This is a genomic window from Tsuneonella mangrovi, from assembly GCF_002269345.1.
Lineage (GTDB): Bacteria > Pseudomonadota > Alphaproteobacteria > Sphingomonadales > Sphingomonadaceae > Tsuneonella > Tsuneonella mangrovi.
Window position 1 is genome coordinate 168,550 of the sequence record NZ_CP022889.1, and the last position, 15,658, is coordinate 184,207.

Annotated in this window: 17 protein-coding genes; 7 read left to right on the forward strand and 10 right to left on the reverse strand. The window is 62.2% G+C overall.

The features are described from left to right. Positions 1-21: 21 nt before the first annotated feature. The 4 genes from CJO11_RS00805 (at position 22) to tgt (ending at position 3,829) form a co-directional block, all read left to right on the forward strand. Positions 22-954 carry an ABC transporter ATP-binding protein gene (locus tag CJO11_RS00805; RefSeq protein ID WP_095013134.1) on the forward strand — a complete coding sequence of 311 codons (933 nt, stop codon included), beginning with the start codon at positions 22-24 and terminating at the stop codon, positions 952-954. 4 nt (positions 955-958) lie between these two features. Further along, positions 959-1,720 (forward strand): ABC transporter permease, encoded by a 762-nt coding sequence (locus CJO11_RS00810; RefSeq protein WP_095011001.1) that lies wholly within the window; start codon positions 959-961, stop codon positions 1,718-1,720. Positions 1,721-1,797: 77 nt separating this feature from the next. Next, a complete protein-coding gene (locus CJO11_RS00815; protein WP_240504510.1) occupies positions 1,798-2,697 on the forward strand; it encodes a DUF481 domain-containing protein in 900 nt (299 codons plus the stop codon). A 10-nt stretch (positions 2,698-2,707) separates the two neighbouring features. Beyond that, positions 2,708-3,829, forward strand: a complete 1,122-nt coding sequence (gene tgt / locus CJO11_RS00820) for a tRNA guanosine(34) transglycosylase Tgt (RefSeq protein WP_095011003.1) — start codon at positions 2,708-2,710, stop codon at positions 3,827-3,829. Positions 3,830-3,867: 38 nt separating this feature from the next. On the opposite strand, the gene CJO11_RS00825 is transcribed toward tgt, so the two are convergent. Beyond that, complete coding sequence (locus CJO11_RS00825) at positions 3,868-4,824, reverse strand: TauD/TfdA family dioxygenase (protein WP_205651081.1); 957 nt, start codon at positions 4,822-4,824, stop codon at positions 3,868-3,870. Positions 4,825-4,871: 47 nt separating this feature from the next. Between CJO11_RS00825 and CJO11_RS00830 the strand changes: the two genes are divergently transcribed. Then, entirely contained in the window at positions 4,872-5,915 is a 1,044-nt protein-coding gene (locus tag CJO11_RS00830) for a hypothetical protein (protein ID WP_150124949.1), read from the forward strand. A 71-nt stretch (positions 5,916-5,986) separates the two neighbouring features. Here CJO11_RS00830 and rpsD read toward each other — a convergent pair whose 3' ends face one another. Continuing rightward, positions 5,987-6,601, reverse strand: coding sequence for a 30S ribosomal protein S4 (rpsD, locus tag CJO11_RS00835; protein ID WP_095011006.1), 615 nt, complete (start codon positions 6,599-6,601; stop codon positions 5,987-5,989). Between the two features lie 223 nt (positions 6,602-6,824). On the opposite strand from rpsD, the gene CJO11_RS00840 reads away from it, so the two are divergent. Further along, a complete protein-coding gene (locus CJO11_RS00840) occupies positions 6,825-7,136 on the forward strand; it encodes a chorismate mutase (RefSeq protein ID WP_095011007.1) in 312 nt (103 codons plus the stop codon). Here the strand turns inward: CJO11_RS00840 and CJO11_RS00845 are convergent. The 5 genes from CJO11_RS00845 to rpiB are packed head-to-tail and all read right to left on the reverse strand — an operon-like array spanning position 7,133 to position 10,309. Beyond that, positions 7,133-7,858 (reverse strand): RNA methyltransferase, encoded by a 726-nt coding sequence (locus tag CJO11_RS00845; protein WP_095011008.1) that lies wholly within the window; start codon positions 7,856-7,858, stop codon positions 7,133-7,135. The two genes, CJO11_RS00840 and CJO11_RS00845, sit on opposite strands and share 4 nt — an antisense overlap. Beyond that, on the reverse strand, positions 7,842-8,303 hold the full coding sequence (gene nrdR, locus CJO11_RS00850; protein ID WP_095011009.1) for a transcriptional regulator NrdR: 462 nt from the start codon (positions 8,301-8,303) through the stop codon (positions 7,842-7,844). The genes CJO11_RS00845 and nrdR overlap by 17 nt, the downstream gene beginning before the upstream one ends. A gap of 10 nt (positions 8,304-8,313) precedes the next feature. Further along, entirely contained in the window at positions 8,314-8,529 is a 216-nt protein-coding gene (locus CJO11_RS00855; protein ID WP_095011010.1) for a hypothetical protein, read from the reverse strand. Positions 8,530-8,534: 5 nt separating this feature from the next. After that, the gene (gene glyA / locus CJO11_RS00860; protein WP_095011011.1) at positions 8,535-9,854 is read right to left on the reverse strand and encodes a serine hydroxymethyltransferase; all 1,320 of its coding nucleotides are present in this window, start codon (positions 9,852-9,854) and stop codon (positions 8,535-8,537) included. 14 nt (positions 9,855-9,868) lie between these two features. Further along, entirely contained in the window at positions 9,869-10,309 is a 441-nt protein-coding gene (gene rpiB / locus CJO11_RS00865; protein WP_095011012.1) for a ribose 5-phosphate isomerase B, read from the reverse strand. 253 nt (positions 10,310-10,562) lie between these two features. Between rpiB and CJO11_RS00870 the strand changes: the two genes are divergently transcribed. Continuing rightward, the gene (locus tag CJO11_RS00870) at positions 10,563-11,261 is read left to right on the forward strand and encodes a helix-turn-helix transcriptional regulator (protein WP_095011013.1); all 699 of its coding nucleotides are present in this window, start codon (positions 10,563-10,565) and stop codon (positions 11,259-11,261) included. Between the two features lie 47 nt (positions 11,262-11,308). Here CJO11_RS00870 and rpoD read toward each other — a convergent pair whose 3' ends face one another. Genes rpoD through CJO11_RS00885 form a run of 3 tightly spaced genes read right to left on the reverse strand, consistent with a single transcriptional unit; the run spans position 11,309 to position 15,623 of the window. Then, positions 11,309-13,345 carry an RNA polymerase sigma factor RpoD gene (gene rpoD / locus CJO11_RS00875; protein WP_095011014.1) on the reverse strand — a complete coding sequence of 679 codons (2,037 nt, stop codon included), beginning with the start codon at positions 13,343-13,345 and terminating at the stop codon, positions 11,309-11,311. An 11-nt stretch (positions 13,346-13,356) separates the two neighbouring features. Then, the gene (gene dnaG, locus CJO11_RS00880) at positions 13,357-15,243 is read right to left on the reverse strand and encodes a DNA primase (protein WP_095011015.1); all 1,887 of its coding nucleotides are present in this window, start codon (positions 15,241-15,243) and stop codon (positions 13,357-13,359) included. Then, the gene (locus CJO11_RS00885) at positions 15,243-15,623 is read right to left on the reverse strand and encodes a GIY-YIG nuclease family protein (protein ID WP_095011016.1); all 381 of its coding nucleotides are present in this window, start codon (positions 15,621-15,623) and stop codon (positions 15,243-15,245) included. The genes dnaG and CJO11_RS00885 overlap by 1 nt, the downstream gene beginning before the upstream one ends. Between the last annotated feature and the right edge of the window lie 35 nt (positions 15,624-15,658).

Consider the following 15,658-nt stretch of genomic DNA (forward strand, 5'->3'; position numbering starts at 1 on the left):
GAAATGCCACCTTTCGCCGCGATGGAAACGATTCTCGATATCAAGGGCCTGACCAAGGTCTATCCGGGTGGACTGCGAGCGCTCGACGGGGTCGACCTGTCGATCCGCAAGGGTGAGATTTTCGCGCTGCTCGGCCCCAATGGCGCGGGCAAGACGACCCTGATCGGCGCGGTCTGCGGGCTGGTGCGGATCACTGACGGCACGATCCACGCATTCGGTGAGAACCTGGCGACGCACTGGCGCGGTACGCGTGGTCGGATCGGGCTGGTGCCCCAAGAAATCGCGACCGATATGTTCGAGACCGTGTGGCGCGCAGTCTCCTATTCGCGCGGGCTGTTCGGGCTGGCTCCCGATCGGGGGCGGATCGAGGAGATCCTGCGCTCGCTGGCCATGTGGGACAAGAAAGACGAACAGATCCGTGCGCTTTCCGGGGGGATGAAGCGGCGCGTGCTGATCGCCAAGGCGCTGGCGCACGAGCCCGATCTCCTGTTCCTCGACGAGCCCACCGCTGGCGTCGATGTCGAGCTGCGCAAGGGCATGTGGGCGATCATCGACGAGATGCGCGCGCGCGGCGTGACGATCATCCTTACCACCCACTACATCGAAGAAGCCGAAATGATGGCTGACCGGGTCGGGATCATCAATCGCGGGCGGCTGCTGATGGTGGACGAGAAGGAGTCGATGATGGCGCGGCTTGGCCGGACCGAAGCGCACATTGCGCTTGCCGCCCGGCTCGATGAGATTCCTGCTACCATCGCCAGCTTGCCGGTCGAGCTGGCAGCGGACGGGATGGAGCTTTGCTATCGCGGCGGCGACGGGACCGGGCGCGGCAAGGCCGAAGTCGCCGGACTGGTCAAGGCTCTGACCCGCGCGGGGATCGACTACACCGGGATCGAGACGCGCGAGAGCAGCCTTGAAGACATCTTCGTGTCGCTGCTGGGTGAGGAGGCCTGATCCGATGAACTGGCGTTCCACCTGGTCGATCTACACCCGCGAGCTGATCCGTTTTTTGCGTACCGCTTTCCAGTCGGTACTCGCACCGGTGCTCACGACCTCGCTCTACTTCATCGTGTTCGGGGCGGCGATCGGGCACCGGATGCCGGACCTCGGCGGGGTGAGCTACGGCGCATTCATCATTCCCGGCCTGATGATGCTGACCTTGCTTGGCGAGACCACCAGCAATTCGAGCTTCGGCATCTATATGCCGCGCTTTACCGGGACGATCTACGAACTGCTCAGTGCGCCGGTTGGCGTGGCCGAGACGCTGGTGGGTTTCGTTGGTGCTGCTGCAACCAAGAGCCTGATCCTTGCGGCGATCATTCTCGCAACCGCGCGGCTGTTCGTCGATTATTCGATCGCTCATCCGATTCTCGCTGTGATCTACATCGTGCTGGTGGCCGCAAGCTTCAGCCTGTTCGGCTTTATCCTCGGGATCTGGGCGGACAATTTCGAGAAGCTCGGGATCATCCCGATGTTGTTCCTCACTCCGCTGACGTTCCTTGGCGGGACGTTCTATTCCATCGACATGCTTCCCGAACCGTGGAAGACCATCGCGCTGTTCAACCCGATCGTCTACCTGGTGAGCGGGCTGCGCTGGACCTTTTACGGCCAATCCGACGTGTCGATCGTTACCTCGCTCGGCCTGACCATCGCTTTCCTGGCAGCCTGCGTCGGTGTGATTGCGGTGATTTTCCGAACGGGGTGGCGGCTGCGAAGCTGAACCGCTAACCGGGCGGAGTCATGGGGATTCGCCACACATTTGCCTTGTCGCTGGCTACCGGCTTGTTGACGATAGCCGTGCCGGCCCAAGCGGAGCTGCCCGATCCGGTTCGTGCGATGATCGCCGCTGCGATTTCGACCGGCAACAAGGACAAGGTTGCCGCTGTCATCGAGGCCGCCAAGGCCACCAATCCTGACGACATCGCAGAAATCGACGCGCTCAATCAGGCGTTCCTCGATGACCAGGCAAAGCTGGCGACGCGGAAGAAGGAAGAGGAAACCGAAGCGATCCGGCATGCCGGAATGTTCGAACGCTGGACTGGCAAAGGCGAACTCGGTGCATTCCGCTCCACCGGCAATGGAGACGATTCCGGTATCAGCGCGTCGCTCACGCTCAAGCGCACTGGGATCAAGTGGAACCACAAGATCAAGGCCAGCGCGGACTACCAGCGGTCGAACGGAATTACTTCGCGCGAACGCCTGTTTGCGTCCTACGAGCCCAACTACGTGATCAACAAACACGTTTTCATCTATGGTCTTGGGCAGTTCGAGCGCGACCGTATCCAGGGATATTCGGGCAGGTATTCGGTTTCCGGCGGTATCGGATACCAGATGATCGATGCCGATGATGTCGACCTGTCGATCAAGGCCGGCCCGGCCTATCGATTTACCAGCTACGAAGACGGAACCTACGACGATCGGCTGGCCGGATTGCTCGGCCTCGATTTCAACTGGAAGATTACCGATCGTCTCAAGTTCTCCCAGGGCGCCAACGCCGTTGCGGAGACCGGCACCACCGCCGTGGCGATCATCGATTCGCGCAATACGTCGATCAATCTGGTTTCCGGTCTCGAAGCGAAGGTTTCGGACCGCCTGAGCACGCGATTTTCCTATACCGTCGATTATGACAGCAATCCGCCAGTCGGCGGGGTTTCGACCGACACCCTTAGCCGGGTGACGATCGTTTACGGTTTCTGACGGCATCAGCATGGCGCGCTTTGCCTTCTCCGTCGATGCGCGCGACGGCAAGGCCCGGACCGGGCGGATCGCGATGCAGCGCGGCGAGATTCGTACGCCCGCTTTCATGCCGGTGGGAACCGCGGCAACGGTCAAAGCGATGAAGCCCGAAACGGTGCGCGCGACCGGCGCCGATATCATCCTCGGCAATACGTATCACCTGATGCTGCGCCCCGGGGCCGAGCGGATCGCGCGGCTCGGCGGACTCCACGCATTCATGAACTGGGACCGGCCGATCCTGACAGACAGCGGCGGCTACCAGGTGATGAGCCTGTCGGACTTGCGAAAGCTGACCGAGCAGGGAGTTGAGTTTCGCAGCCATATCGACGGGTCGAAGCACATGCTCACGCCCGAGCGGTCGATGGAGGTACAGCGCCTGCTCGGCTCGGACATCGTCATGGCGTTCGACGAATGCCCGCGCGCCGATCGGCCGCGCAGCGAAATCGCCGCCAGCATGGATCTGTCGATGCGCTGGGCGAAGCGCAGCCGCGATGCGTTCGACGCGGGCGAAGAGCACGCCGAGTGCGCGGCGCTGTTCGGAATCCAACAGGGCGCGCTCGATGAGGAGCTTCGCCGCCAAAGCGCGGAGCAACTGATCGACATTGGCTTCGATGGCTATGCGGTCGGGGGTCTGGCAGTGGGCGAAGGGCAGGAAGCGATGTTCGCGACGCTCGATTTCGCGCCGGCGATGCTGCCCGAAGACCGGCCGCGTTACCTGATGGGGGTTGGCAAACCCGACGATCTCGTCGGCGCGGTCGAGCGCGGGATCGACATGTTCGATTGCGTCCTGCCGACGCGCTCGGGGCGTAACGGACAGGCGTTCACTTGGGCAGGGCCGCTCAACTTGCGCAATGCGCGCCATGCCGAAGACACCGCGCCGCTCGACGATCGATGCAATTGCGATGTGTGCGGCACTTATTCGCGCGCCTATCTACACCACCTGACCAAGGCCGGGGAGATGCTTGGGGCGATGCTCCTGACCGAGCACAACCTGTCGTTTTACCAGCAACTTATGGCGGCGATGCGCGATGCGATCGGACGGCAGAGATTTGCCGCATTCGCCAGCGATTTTCGCAGCGACTATCTTTGCTGAGCAACGGTCAAGGTAGCGGCAAGGGGGTTGCGACTGCCTCAGTTGCCTTCCGGTTTGTCCGGCGGAACGAACATTTCCTTTCGCCAAATCGGGCTTTCCGGCTCTCCGGGGCGGTTCGCGATTCCTTCAAGGTATCCGAAAAAGGTGGCAATCTGGCGGCCCGACGCGTCCGCTATTGCACGGCGCCCGTGCATGAAACGGGTATTGTCGACCACTAGCACGTCCCCTTCTTGCCAGGCATGGGCATAGGTGTTGGCGCGCGCAACCGATCGAACCGTATCGAGCATGTCATCGTCGATCGGTTGTCCGTTGAGCAGCGGAAAGTTGCGCGAACCGAGGTAGTCCCGTGCAAAGAGGGCAAAATTGCACCAGGCGGGTTCGCCCTGGAACAAGGTGGGTTCGAGCGCTGGGCGAGTGAAGCCGCGCAAGATTCGAGTCTGCACCCGACGAAACCAGTACGGGCATCTGGCTGGCGGATTGGCTAGTAATTGATCGTCCGGTGTGCTCGTGCCGAGCCAGAATTCCAACGCCTCCGGCGATGCGTCGTTGATGTAGAGCAGCAGCGCATCCTGCAGTCTGGCGCGCAATTCGTCAGGCAATCCCTGCGCGATCGCGATTCCGTCGCACAAGTTGGTCTGACCGCCGACCGACGGTGGATCAAAGCAAGCGAACAGCGCCACGTCTGGTCGCCATGGTTCGCGAGCAAGCTCCGGATGAAGCGGGAACGGATCATTGCCGAGATTGACGGTTTGTGCCTGGCCTCTCTCCCCCATCATTGCGCGGTTGGGACTTTCGTTGAGAACGGACACCGGACAAAGTCGGCGACCGAGATCGACGAATCCATCGATTGAGGTCGCGAAATCCCGGAGCAGGATCGCTCCGTGTTCCTCCAGCGCGGAGCGAACATGAGCAACGTCGACATCCTCAAGGTCGCGCCGGGATCCCGGAATGGTGTGCGGCTCGAATGCTTTGACGTTGGCTAGCGTTGCAGTCATGCAGCGGGGTTGTAGTCCATCCCGAGTTGGTATGCTAGGCGCCGCCGATGGCATTTACGGCACAAGAACTACTTACGGATCCGGGTCTCTTTCTGCTCGAGTTCGATGAAACCTCGGCGCACATCCTGCAAATGACGCGGGACAATTTTCACCGCTCGATATTCCTCGACGGACGCATCCGTCACAAAGCTCAAGGAGCAATGCGGGTGCCGCTGGACCAACTTGTCCAGCTGGTCGGAAATGCCACTTTTGACACCAATCACGGTCGAGCCGCGACGGGTTGGATATTCCACGTCGCCCAATGTGGCTCGACCCTACTGGCGCGCGCGCTCGATCAAATTGGGCGCAGCCTTGTGCTGCGGGAACCGGCGGCGCTTCGACGGATTGGTGTGCGGGCGGGTCAACCAGGGGGTCTGGGTGACGATGACAAGGCCTTGCTTCGCGCGATCGCGTTCATGCTGTCCAAGCGATGGGACCGCGAAACTCCCGTCATCGTGAAGGCGAACGTACCGGTTAATCTGATTGCGGACGAGCTTATGCGAATGCGCCCGGACGCTCCGGCAATCACCCTGCATTTTCCGCTGATCAACTACGTCGCCGCCATCTTGCGTACCCCCGGGCACGTCGATTGGACCGACCGGGTTTCACAAGAGCTCCGACTGGCGGGAAACCCGATTTGCGAAGGTAATAACCCTCAGTGCGCAGCCGAATTCGCTGCGGCGTTATGGTTCGTGCAAATCAAGGCGTTCGAACAGGTCTTGTCGTACCCCAATACCGCCTCGCTCGAGGCTTCGCGCTTGTTCGACGATCCCGTACCGGTCCTCGTCGCGGCCGCGAAGCTTTTCGGCGTCGAATTGTCGGAGAGCGAAGCGGTCTCGCTCGTAAGCGGCGAGCTGTTCCATTCCTATTCGAAGAACCCGGCACTCGATTACGATCCGGAAGTGCGAATCGCCCGTGAAGCGGAAGCGATCGACCGACTTGCGCCGGAAATCGCACGGGCGAGGGCGTGGGTAGAGCGGGCGGCAGATCGTTTCGGGCTGCCCGATTCCTTGTCGAAGCCTTTGACGGGAGGAGCGGCGCCGCTCCTCTGACGCGGGCTGTCGCCAGAAACGAAAAAGGGCGGCCACTCGGGCCGCCCTTCGTGTTCTGCGTGTTCGCTCGATCAGCGCGAGTAGAATTCGACCACCAAGTTCGGCTCCATCGTCACCGGGTAGGGCACTTCTTCCAGCGTCGGAACGCGGGTGTAGGTGACCTTGTCGGTGCCGTCAGGCGCAACGTAGTCGGGAATGTCGCGCTCGGGCAGGCTCTGCGCTTCGATGATCAGCGCCATTTCCTTGGCCTTGTCGCCCAGCGAGATCACGTCGCCGACATTAATGCGGCGGCTGGCGATGTTGCACTTCACGCCGTTCACGCGGATGTGGCCGTGCGAAACGATCTGGCGGGCAGCAAAGATCGTCGGCGCGAACTTGGCGCGGTAGACAACCATGTCCAGCCGGCGCTCGAGCAGGCCGATCAGGTTCTGGCCCGTGTCACCCTTCATGCGCGACGCTTCCTGGTAGGTGCGCTTGAACTGCTTCTCGGTCACGTCGCCGTAGTAGCCCTTGAGCTTCTGCTTGGCGCGCAGCTGGAGGCCGAAGTCGCTCATCTTGCCCTTGCGGCGCTGGCCGTGCTGGCCGGGGCCGTAGGAGCGGCGGTTGACCGGGGAATTCGGACGACCCCAGATGTTTTCGCCCATCCGGCGGTCGAGTTTGTGCTTGGCGCTGGTGCGCTTCGTCATGAGACGTTCCTTCAATCTGCTGTCCTTGCCCCCCAATTCACCATGAACTGGGGCCAAGGCTTCAACCCGGCATCGCCCGCAAGGCCCGTTGCCTTGCGCGGCCACCGCTTCACCGGGATGCGGGGCCAATTGCGAAGGCGCGCCAGTAGCAGTTTATGCCTTTGGGTCAAGTCGGCAGATAGATGCTCGACATCGGGGGCAAGGCGCGGCAGGGGCTGGCGGCATGAACAAGCAAATCATTCTGCCCGATGACTGCCGGACTATGGCCGAGGTTCGCGCGGGAGTGGACGCGACCGACCGTGCGCTGATGGACCTGCTCGACCGCCGATTCGGCTACATGCGCGCCGCCGCCCGCATCAAGCAGGCGCGCGGCGAGGTGCGCGATGAAGTGCGCAAGGCCGAAGTGATCGCCAACGTGAAGCGCGATGCCGCAGGGCGCGGCCTACCCGAAGATGCGCTGGCGGAAATCTGGGATCGGCTGGTCGAGTGCTCGATCGCCTACGAATTCGGGCATTGGGACGAGATGCGCGCCTAATTCCGTGGTGGTTTTTCAAGTGCGCTCAGCACGCCGCGCAAGGTCCGCACCTCCAGGTGGTTCCAGCCGGGCTTTGTGAGCACGTTGCGCAGTGTGAGCCGGGTCGCTTCGGCACGCGATTCCGGGAAGAAATAACCCTTGGGTCCGAGCAGCGTTTCAATGTGTCCGATCAGCCCTTCCAGCTCTTCCTGCGGGGCAGGGGGAAGCAGGTCTTCCGTAGTGGGCGTGGCGAGATCTACCCCTTTGGACCATTCGTAGGCGCACAGGATCACCGCTTGCGCAAGGTTGAGCGAACCGAACTCCGGATTGATCGGCACTGTGAGGATCGCCCGGGCCAGGGCGACGTCCGATGTTTCCAACCCCGAACGTTCGGGTCCGAACAGGATTGCGCTGCGGCCCGGTTGAGTGTGGATCTCGCGCGAGGCCTGCTCGGGTGTGACGACCGGCTTGGTCACCCCGCGTTTGCGCACAGTAGTCGCGTAGACGTTCGCGCAATCGGCTACAGCGTCGGCGACGCTTTCGAACACCTTGGCGTTTTCGAGGATCGAGTCCGCACCTGAGGCAGCGGGCCCGGCAGAGGGGTTCGGCCAACCGTCGCGCGGAGTCACCAGCCGCATTTCGGTCAGCCCGAAATTGAGCATCGCTCGCGCGGCCTTGCCGATATTCTCGCCCAGCTGCGGGCGGACCAGCACGATGACGGGAGGGTCAGCCCTTTCCAGCATCGCGCACAGTGCTGGCAAATTCCTCGAAGTCCCTCGCTTCGGAAAAGTCGCGATAGACGCTGGCGAAGCGGATGTACGCGACGCTGTCGAGCTGGCGCAGTCCGTCCATCACCATCTCGCCGATCCGGGCCGAGGCAATCTCGCCGTCCCCTGCAGTTTCTACCTGTCGTTGGATGCCCGACACGAGCTGGTCGATCCGTTCCTGGTCGATTCCGCGTTTGCGGCAAGCCAGGGCAACCGACTGTTCGATCTTGGCCCGCTCGAACGGTTCGCGCCGGTCGCCCGATTTGACGATCGTGACGTCGCGCAACTGCACCCGCTCGAAAGTCGTGAAGCGCGCGCCGCAGCTCTCGCACTGGCGGCGACGGCGGATCGCGGTGTTGTCTTCGGTCGGGCGGCTGTCCTTGACCTGCGAATCGTCATGGGCACAGAATGGACAGCGCATTCGCGGCGACTTACTTCTTGATGCGGTTGTAAAGCGCGATGCCGACGCCAGCGGCGAGACCGACCGGCCAGGTTACGATCGGCAGAAGCCCACCTGCGAGTGCGCCGATGGCTGCTCCTGCAAGGACAGGTTTGGTGCCGGGATGGTGCATCCCTTCCTTGGCCATGCCCGAAACTTCGGTCTTGAGATCCTCGACCCAGTCCTGTCCGTCATTGTTACCAGCCATTTGCCTCACCTCCCGGGATAGACGGGGAACGCCGCGCACAACTCGCCAACCCGGCGGCGCACGCTTTCTTCGATTTGCGCATCGCCTTCGGCACCGTTCTTGGACAACCCATCGACGACTTCGGCGATCAGCCCGCCGATCTGGCGGAACTCGTCCGGGCCGAACCCGCGGGTGGTCCCGGCGGGCGAACCCAGGCGAATGCCGCTGGTCACGAACGGGCTTCGCGTGTCGTAGGGAATACCATTCTTGTTGCACGTGAGCCAAGCCCGATCGAGGCCCTTTTCGGCATCCTTGCCGGTCACGTCCTTCGCGGTCAGGTCGACCAGCATCGAGTGATTGTCGGTCCCGCCCGAAACCACCCGCAAGCCGCCTGCCTCGATACCTTCGGCCATTGCCCGGGCATTCGCGATCACGCGGGCCGCGTAATCCTTGAAATCGGGCCGCAGCGCCTCTGCGAAGGCAACCGCCTTGGCAGCGACGATGTGCATCAGCGGGCCGCCTTGCAGCCCCGGGAACACCGCCATGTTGAGCGGCTTGGTCAGTGCCTCATCGTTCCACAGGATCACTCCGGAACGCGGGCCGCGCAGGCTCTTGTGTGTGGTGGTCGTCACGACATGGGCGTGGGGGAAGGGGGAGGGGTGCGCGCCGCCCGCCACAAGGCCCGAAATGTGGCTCATGTCGACCATCAGGTATGCGCCGACTTCGTCGGCTACCTTGCGGAACGCTGCCCAGTCCCAAATGCGCGAATAGGCTGTGCCGCCCGCAATGATCAGCTTGGGCTTATGCTCCTTCGCGGTCGCCATCACTGCATCCATGTCGATCAGCTCGTCTTCGCGGCGAACGCCATAGCTCACGGGGTTGAACCACTTGCCGCTCATGTTGACCGGCGAACCATGCGTCAGGTGCCCGCCCGAATTGAGGTCCAGCCCCATGAATGTGTCGCCCGGCTGGAGCAGCGCGAGGAACACCGCCTGGTTCATCTGGCTGCCCGAATTGGGTTGCACGTTGGCAAATTCGCAGCCGAACAACTGCTTGGCGCGCTCGATGGCCAGCGTTTCGACCACATCGGCATATTCGCACCCGCCGTAGTAACGCTTGCCGGGGTAACCCTCGGCGTACTTGTTGGTGAACACGCTACCGGCAGCTTCGAGCACTGCCTTGCTGGCGATGTTCTCGCTGGCAATCAGCTCGATCTTGGTCCTCTGGCGCTCCAGCTCGTTCTGGACGGCGGCGTAGATCTCAGGATCGGCCGATTGCAAATCATCACCCCAAAAGCGGGTCATGTCCGGTGCGGCGGCGGGACGGTCGGCGGTGGTTGTGGTCATGCCGGTTCCTTGGTTCAGGAGAACGTGGGGTTGGAAAGCTTGTCGACGCGGCGCTGGTGTCGCCCGCCGGCAAATTCGGTTTCGAGGAACGCGGTGACGCATGCCTTGGCCATGTCGACCCCGGTAAGGCGCGCACCCATCGCGATGCAATTGGCATCGTTGTGTTCGCGGGCGAGCGAAGCCGAAAGCGGTTCGGAGACCAGTGCGCAGCGCACCGCAGGATTGCGATTGACGGAGATCGAAATACCGATCCCGGAGCCGCACAGGGCAATTCCGCGCTCAGCGGTTCCTTCGGCCACTACGGCCGCGAGCTTGTAACCGAAATCGGGATAGTCGACGCTGTCGCCGTCGTACGGTCCCAAGTCGGCAACCTCGTGACCTTGCTCGACCAACCATTCGAGCAGGCTGGCCTTGAGCGACAGGGCGGCGTGATCCGATGCGATGGCGATTCTCATGCCGCGCGCATAGGGAAATCCGCGCCGTCACTCCACCCTCGCGAGGCAACTTTTCGTCACATCGTTGGCCAGGCGCGAGTCGCTGTCAGGTCCGTAGTCGCGGGTCTTCAACTCACGACATTCGAGCAAGGCTTCGGTGCGTTGAATTTCCTGCCTAAATTGCGAAACTAGGGAACCTTGAGGCCGTCGCCTTGTTTCGAGCGATATTAGCGCCTAACGGATTGCCTACACCCAGAGAAAAATAGGGTCGCAAATGTACTGGAACGCAAGCCTCTCCCAAGAAGGAGAGCAACCTGCCGCGCGCTCGGGTGCGCACGGGCTGTCATTTATCGATGCTACAAAGGGCACACCGCCCGCGGCTCAAGCGTGTCGCGTCAAAGCGGTTTCGGAGAACTCGCTTCTGCTTGAGAGCAAAGCCGTCCTCGATGAAGGCAGCACGATCGTTGTCGCGCTACCCAATGGAAAAGATGTGACCGCCAAGGTCGTTTGGCGCGATGGCCAGTCGCATGGCTGCGAATTCGTCGTGCCGTTGAGCAGTGATGCAATCGAATCATTGACCGCAGAAACGATGGTCATGCCAACCGTCTTGCCGCAGAAGCCTGCTACGGCGAACGAAGACGAGACCTTCGGAATGCGCTTGCGGCGCTTGCGCCTTGCCCGATCGATCAACCAGGCGCACCTGGCGCGCCAGCTTGGTGTCTCGAAGGTGACCGTCTGGAACTGGGAGAAGGACGGCTCTCATCCGCGAACGGCATCGCTCGAACAACTCGCTGAGATTTTCGAATGCTCGGTCCAGGAACTGATGTTCGGGGCCGCTTCGCCAGACGCAGGCGATGGCCTTCGTCCCAATGGCGGGCTTCGCGAGACGCTCGAATACTACAAGGCGAAGATCGCCGAGGTCGCCGGCACACGCCCGGAGGACGTTGCGATCACGATTTCGTTCAACGGATAGTGCGAAACGCGGCTGTCTGCCGCGTGCCCCAAATCTAATCCGTCCGCCTACTGATCGAGGAAGCTGCGCATCTTGCGGCTGCGGCTCGGGTGCTTGAGCTTGCGCAGCGCCTTCGCTTCGATCTGGCGGATGCGTTCGCGAGTCACCGAGAACTGCTGGCCGACTTCTTCGAGCGTGTGATCGGTGTTCATGCCGATGCCGAACCGCATACGCAGCACACGCTCCTCGCGCGGGGTGAGTGACGCCAAGACGCGGGTGACGGTTTCCTTGAGGTTCGACTGGATCGCGGCATCGACCGGGATGATCGCGTTCTTGTCCTCGATGAAATCGCCGAGGTGCGAATCTTCCTCATCGCCGATCGGGGTTTCGAGGCTGATCGGCTCCTTGGCGATCTTCATCACCTTGCGGACCTTTTCGAGCGGCATCGAGAGGCGCTCGGCCATTTCTTCCGGCGTCGGCTCGCGGCCCTGCTCGTGGAGGAATTGCCGGCTCGTGCGGACCAGCTTGTTGATCGTCTCGATCATATGCACCGGAATGCGGATCGTGCGCGCCTGGTCGGCGATCGAGCGGGTGATCGCCTGGCGGATCCACCAGGTAGCATAGGTGCTGAACTTGTAGCCGCGGCGGTACTCGAACTTGTCGACCGCCTTCATCAGGCCGATGTTGCCTTCCTGAATAAGATCAAGGAATTGCAGGCCCCTGTTGGTATATTTCTTGGCGATTGAAATCACCAGGCGCAGGTTCGCCTCGACCATTTCCTTCTTGGCGATGCGCGCCTCGCGTTCACCCTTCTGGACCATGTTTACGATCCGGCGGAACTCGGGCAGCGCCATGCCGGTCTGGCTGGCGATATCGGCGATCTCGGCGCGGATGCGCTCTACCGCTTCGGCCTCCTTATCGGCGAAGGCAGCCCATTTCTTGTCCTTCTTGGCGTTGGCGGTAAGCCACGCGTCATCGAGTTCGTTGCCGATATAGGCAGCAAGGAATTCGGTGCGCTTGACCTTGTGCCGCTCGGCCAGGCGAAGCATCTGTCCGCCGAGCGCAGTCAGACGGCGGTTGAAGGCATAAAGATTGTCGACCAGGAATTCGATCTTGGTCGCGTGGAACTGCACGCTTTCGACCTCGGCGGTCAACTCTTCGCGGAGAGCTTCATACTTCTTTTCCTTGGCTGGCGAGAATTCATCGCCCTGGCCTAGAACCTCGACCCGTTCGGCCTGCAGCTTCTCGAACTTCTTGAACAGCTTGGTGATGCGTTCGAACCGTTCGAGCGCCTCGGGCTTCAGCGCGGCTTCCATCTGCGCGAGCGAGAGGGTGTTGTCTTCCTCGTCATCTTCCTCGCGGCGCTTGGACGAACCTTCCTCGCCATCCTCGTCGTCGCTGTCTTCGTCTTCGTGATCTTCGACTTCGTCGTCATCGCGGATCGAGGGGCCAGCGGTCGCTTCGGAAATTTCGCCGTCGTCGTCATCGTCCTCGGCGCCTTCCTCCATCTTGTCGACGGGCGGCTCCTTGGACAGCATGGCATCGAGATCGAGGATTTCGCGCAGTTGCATCTCTTCGTTGTTGAGCGCTTCGGACCATTGGATGATCGCATGGAAGGTGATCGGGCTTTCGCACAGACCGATGATCATCGTGTCGCGTCCGGCCTCGATCCGCTTGGCGATGGCGATTTCGCCCTCGCGGCTGAGCAGTTCGACCGCGCCCATTTCGCGCAGGTACATCCGCACCGGATCGTCGGTGCGCTCGACGGTTTCCTTCTTCTTGGCGGCGGGCTTGGCCTTCTTGGCAGTCGCCGTTTCGTCTTCGTTGTCGTCGGACGCTCCCAGTTCCTCGACGTCGTCGTCGCTGTCACTGTCGTCCTCGGCGTCCTCGTCCTTCTCGACGATATTGACGCCCATCTCGCTGATCGCTGACATCACGTCCTCGATCTGCTCCGAAGAGAGCTGGTCTTGCGGGAGCGCCTCGTTGAGTTCGTCGACCGTCACGTAGCCGCGCCGCTTGGCGCGGGTAATCAGCTTCTTGATCGAAGCTTCGTTGAGATCGATGAGGGGGGCGTCGTCCTTGCCGTTGCCGTCGTCGCTTGCCATCTGGTCCAGTATCAACCCGTGCTTTCGTCCGGTTGGCGGGGTTTATCCGCTGTCGGAACGTCTGAATCATCATGAGCCGCCTGCGCGGCCCGTTTGCTCGCCATTTGCCCTAGTCGCCGCTGATTTTCCAGCATTCGTTCCCTCAGGCGTTTTTGTTCGGCAAACGAACCTTCGGGATCGGCCTCGAACCGCGCCGTAGCTGCTTCGATAGCAGCCTCCAGCGCAGGTCTTTCGACCAGCAGCGATATGGCTTCAGCCAGAACCTCGCGCGCCTCTTGCGGATCGGTGCCTTCTCGCAGGAAGGCGAAACGGGTGTTATCCGGTGGCGGCGACAAGCCCTGTGGAGCCGATATGGGCGTTTCGCTGCCGGGATCAAGCATTTCGGCCGCTTCAATCAACGAATCTATTGCAGGACCGATTCTGCCGTCATGGTTGGCGAACCGATGGAGCTCGTCGGCATGGGCGAGAATCTGGTCAGGAAAGCGCAGGAGCCCGGCAATCACTGCCGCCGCCAGTCCGTCGCGCGCACCGCCACCGGTGACGGCCCTGAGGCGCGATGCTGCCTCTGGAGAAAGTGGCGGAGCGGCCGGCTTGGCGATCCCGCTTTTCCAGTCGCGTTGCGATCGGGCAGCGCGGGGCGGGAACGCGAAGGCGGAAAACTTCTCGAGAAGTTCGCGGCGGTAAAGCGCCTTGATGTCAGGGTGCTCGATCGTGTCGACATGGGTGAGGAGCCGGGCCTTCAGGCCGGCCTTGTCCTCCGGCGTGTTCAGCGGCTGGGCATTGCGCTCCGCCTCCCACAAAGTGTCGAGCAACGAGGCGGGGCTGGCGAGCAACTCCTCCATCGCCTTCGCGCCGCTTTGCTTGATCAGGTCGTCCGGATCGAGTCCGGTGGGCAAGCGGACAATCCCCAGCGAGTGGCCCGGCTGCAACAAGGGCAAAGCACGCTGGATCGCACGCATTGCTGCGCGCTGGCCCGCCGCGTCGCCGTCGAAGCACAGGATCGGCGTGTCGACCATGCGCCACAGCAGTGCGAGTTGCCGATCGGTGAGCGCGGTGCCCATCGGCGCGACCGCATCTTCCATCCCCGCTGCAGCGAGTGCGATCACGTCCATGTAGCCTTCGACCACCACCATGCGCTTGGTCTGGCGGCTGGCCGGCCCGGCGCGGTGCAAGTTGTAGAGCGTGCGCCCCTTGTCGAACAGCGGAGTGTCGGGGCTGTTGAGATACTTGGGTGCCTTGCTGTCGGCCTGCAGGATCCGCCCGCCGAAGCCGATCACCCGGCCGCGCGCATCCTGGATCGGCAGCATCAGCCGGTCGCGAAACCGATCGTAGGGTTCCTTGTCATCGACCGCGATGCGCAGGCCCGCCTCGATCAGCAGCGGTTCCTCGAACTGCGAGACCGCGGCCTTGAGCGCCTGCCGGTCGACCGGGGCATAGCCGAAGCCGAATCGCTCGATCGTGCGCGCATTGAACCCGCGCTTGGCGAGATACTCGCGGGCATGGCCCCCGCGTTCGCCTGCAAGGCTCGCGACGAACCACGCCTGCGCCGCCTCGCACACATCATTGAGCGTCGCGCGCTGTTCGGCCTGCTGCGCTGCGCGCGGATCGGGGGCGGGGACTTCCATCCCGGCTTCGGCGGCGAGTTCCTTCACTGCATCCATGAACGACAGCCCGCGCTGGTCCGTCATCCACCGGATCACGTCGCCGTGCGCCCCGCAACCGAAGCAGTGGTAGAACCCTTTTTGATCGGAAACCGTGAAGCTTGGCGTCTTCTCATTGTGGAATGGGCAGCACGCCTTCCATTCGTGTCCCGCCTTCTGCAGCTTGGTCGTGCGGCCGATAACGCTCGAAAGCGTCACCCGCGCACGCAGTTCATCAAGCCATTGGGGTGAGAGCATCAGTTGTCTGCCCGCTTGGTGTCTCGACTACGCTCGATACGAACGGAATGGGAATGACTGCCACAACAGCCGTTCGCCTCGAGCGAAGTCGAGAGGCGCTCGCGCGGAGGTTTCGAATAGAACGAGAGCTTGCCCCAGTCTCCTGCAGCAAGCGCCTCCTTCTTTGCGCGCGACCATTTTTTGATCCGCAACTCGCTTGCGAGGGCTTCTTCGCGCGTAGGAAATTCGTCTGCCCAGATTAGCTCCACCGGGCGACGGGCGGAGGTGAATCTGCAAAATCCGCCCACGCTGTGTTCGGCGATGCGCCGTTCCAGGTCATCGGTGTGCCCCGTGTAGTATACCCCATCGGCGCATTCGAGGATGTAACACCAGAAGGGCATCGGTTAGTCCAAGGCAACGTGTCTCGACTACGCTC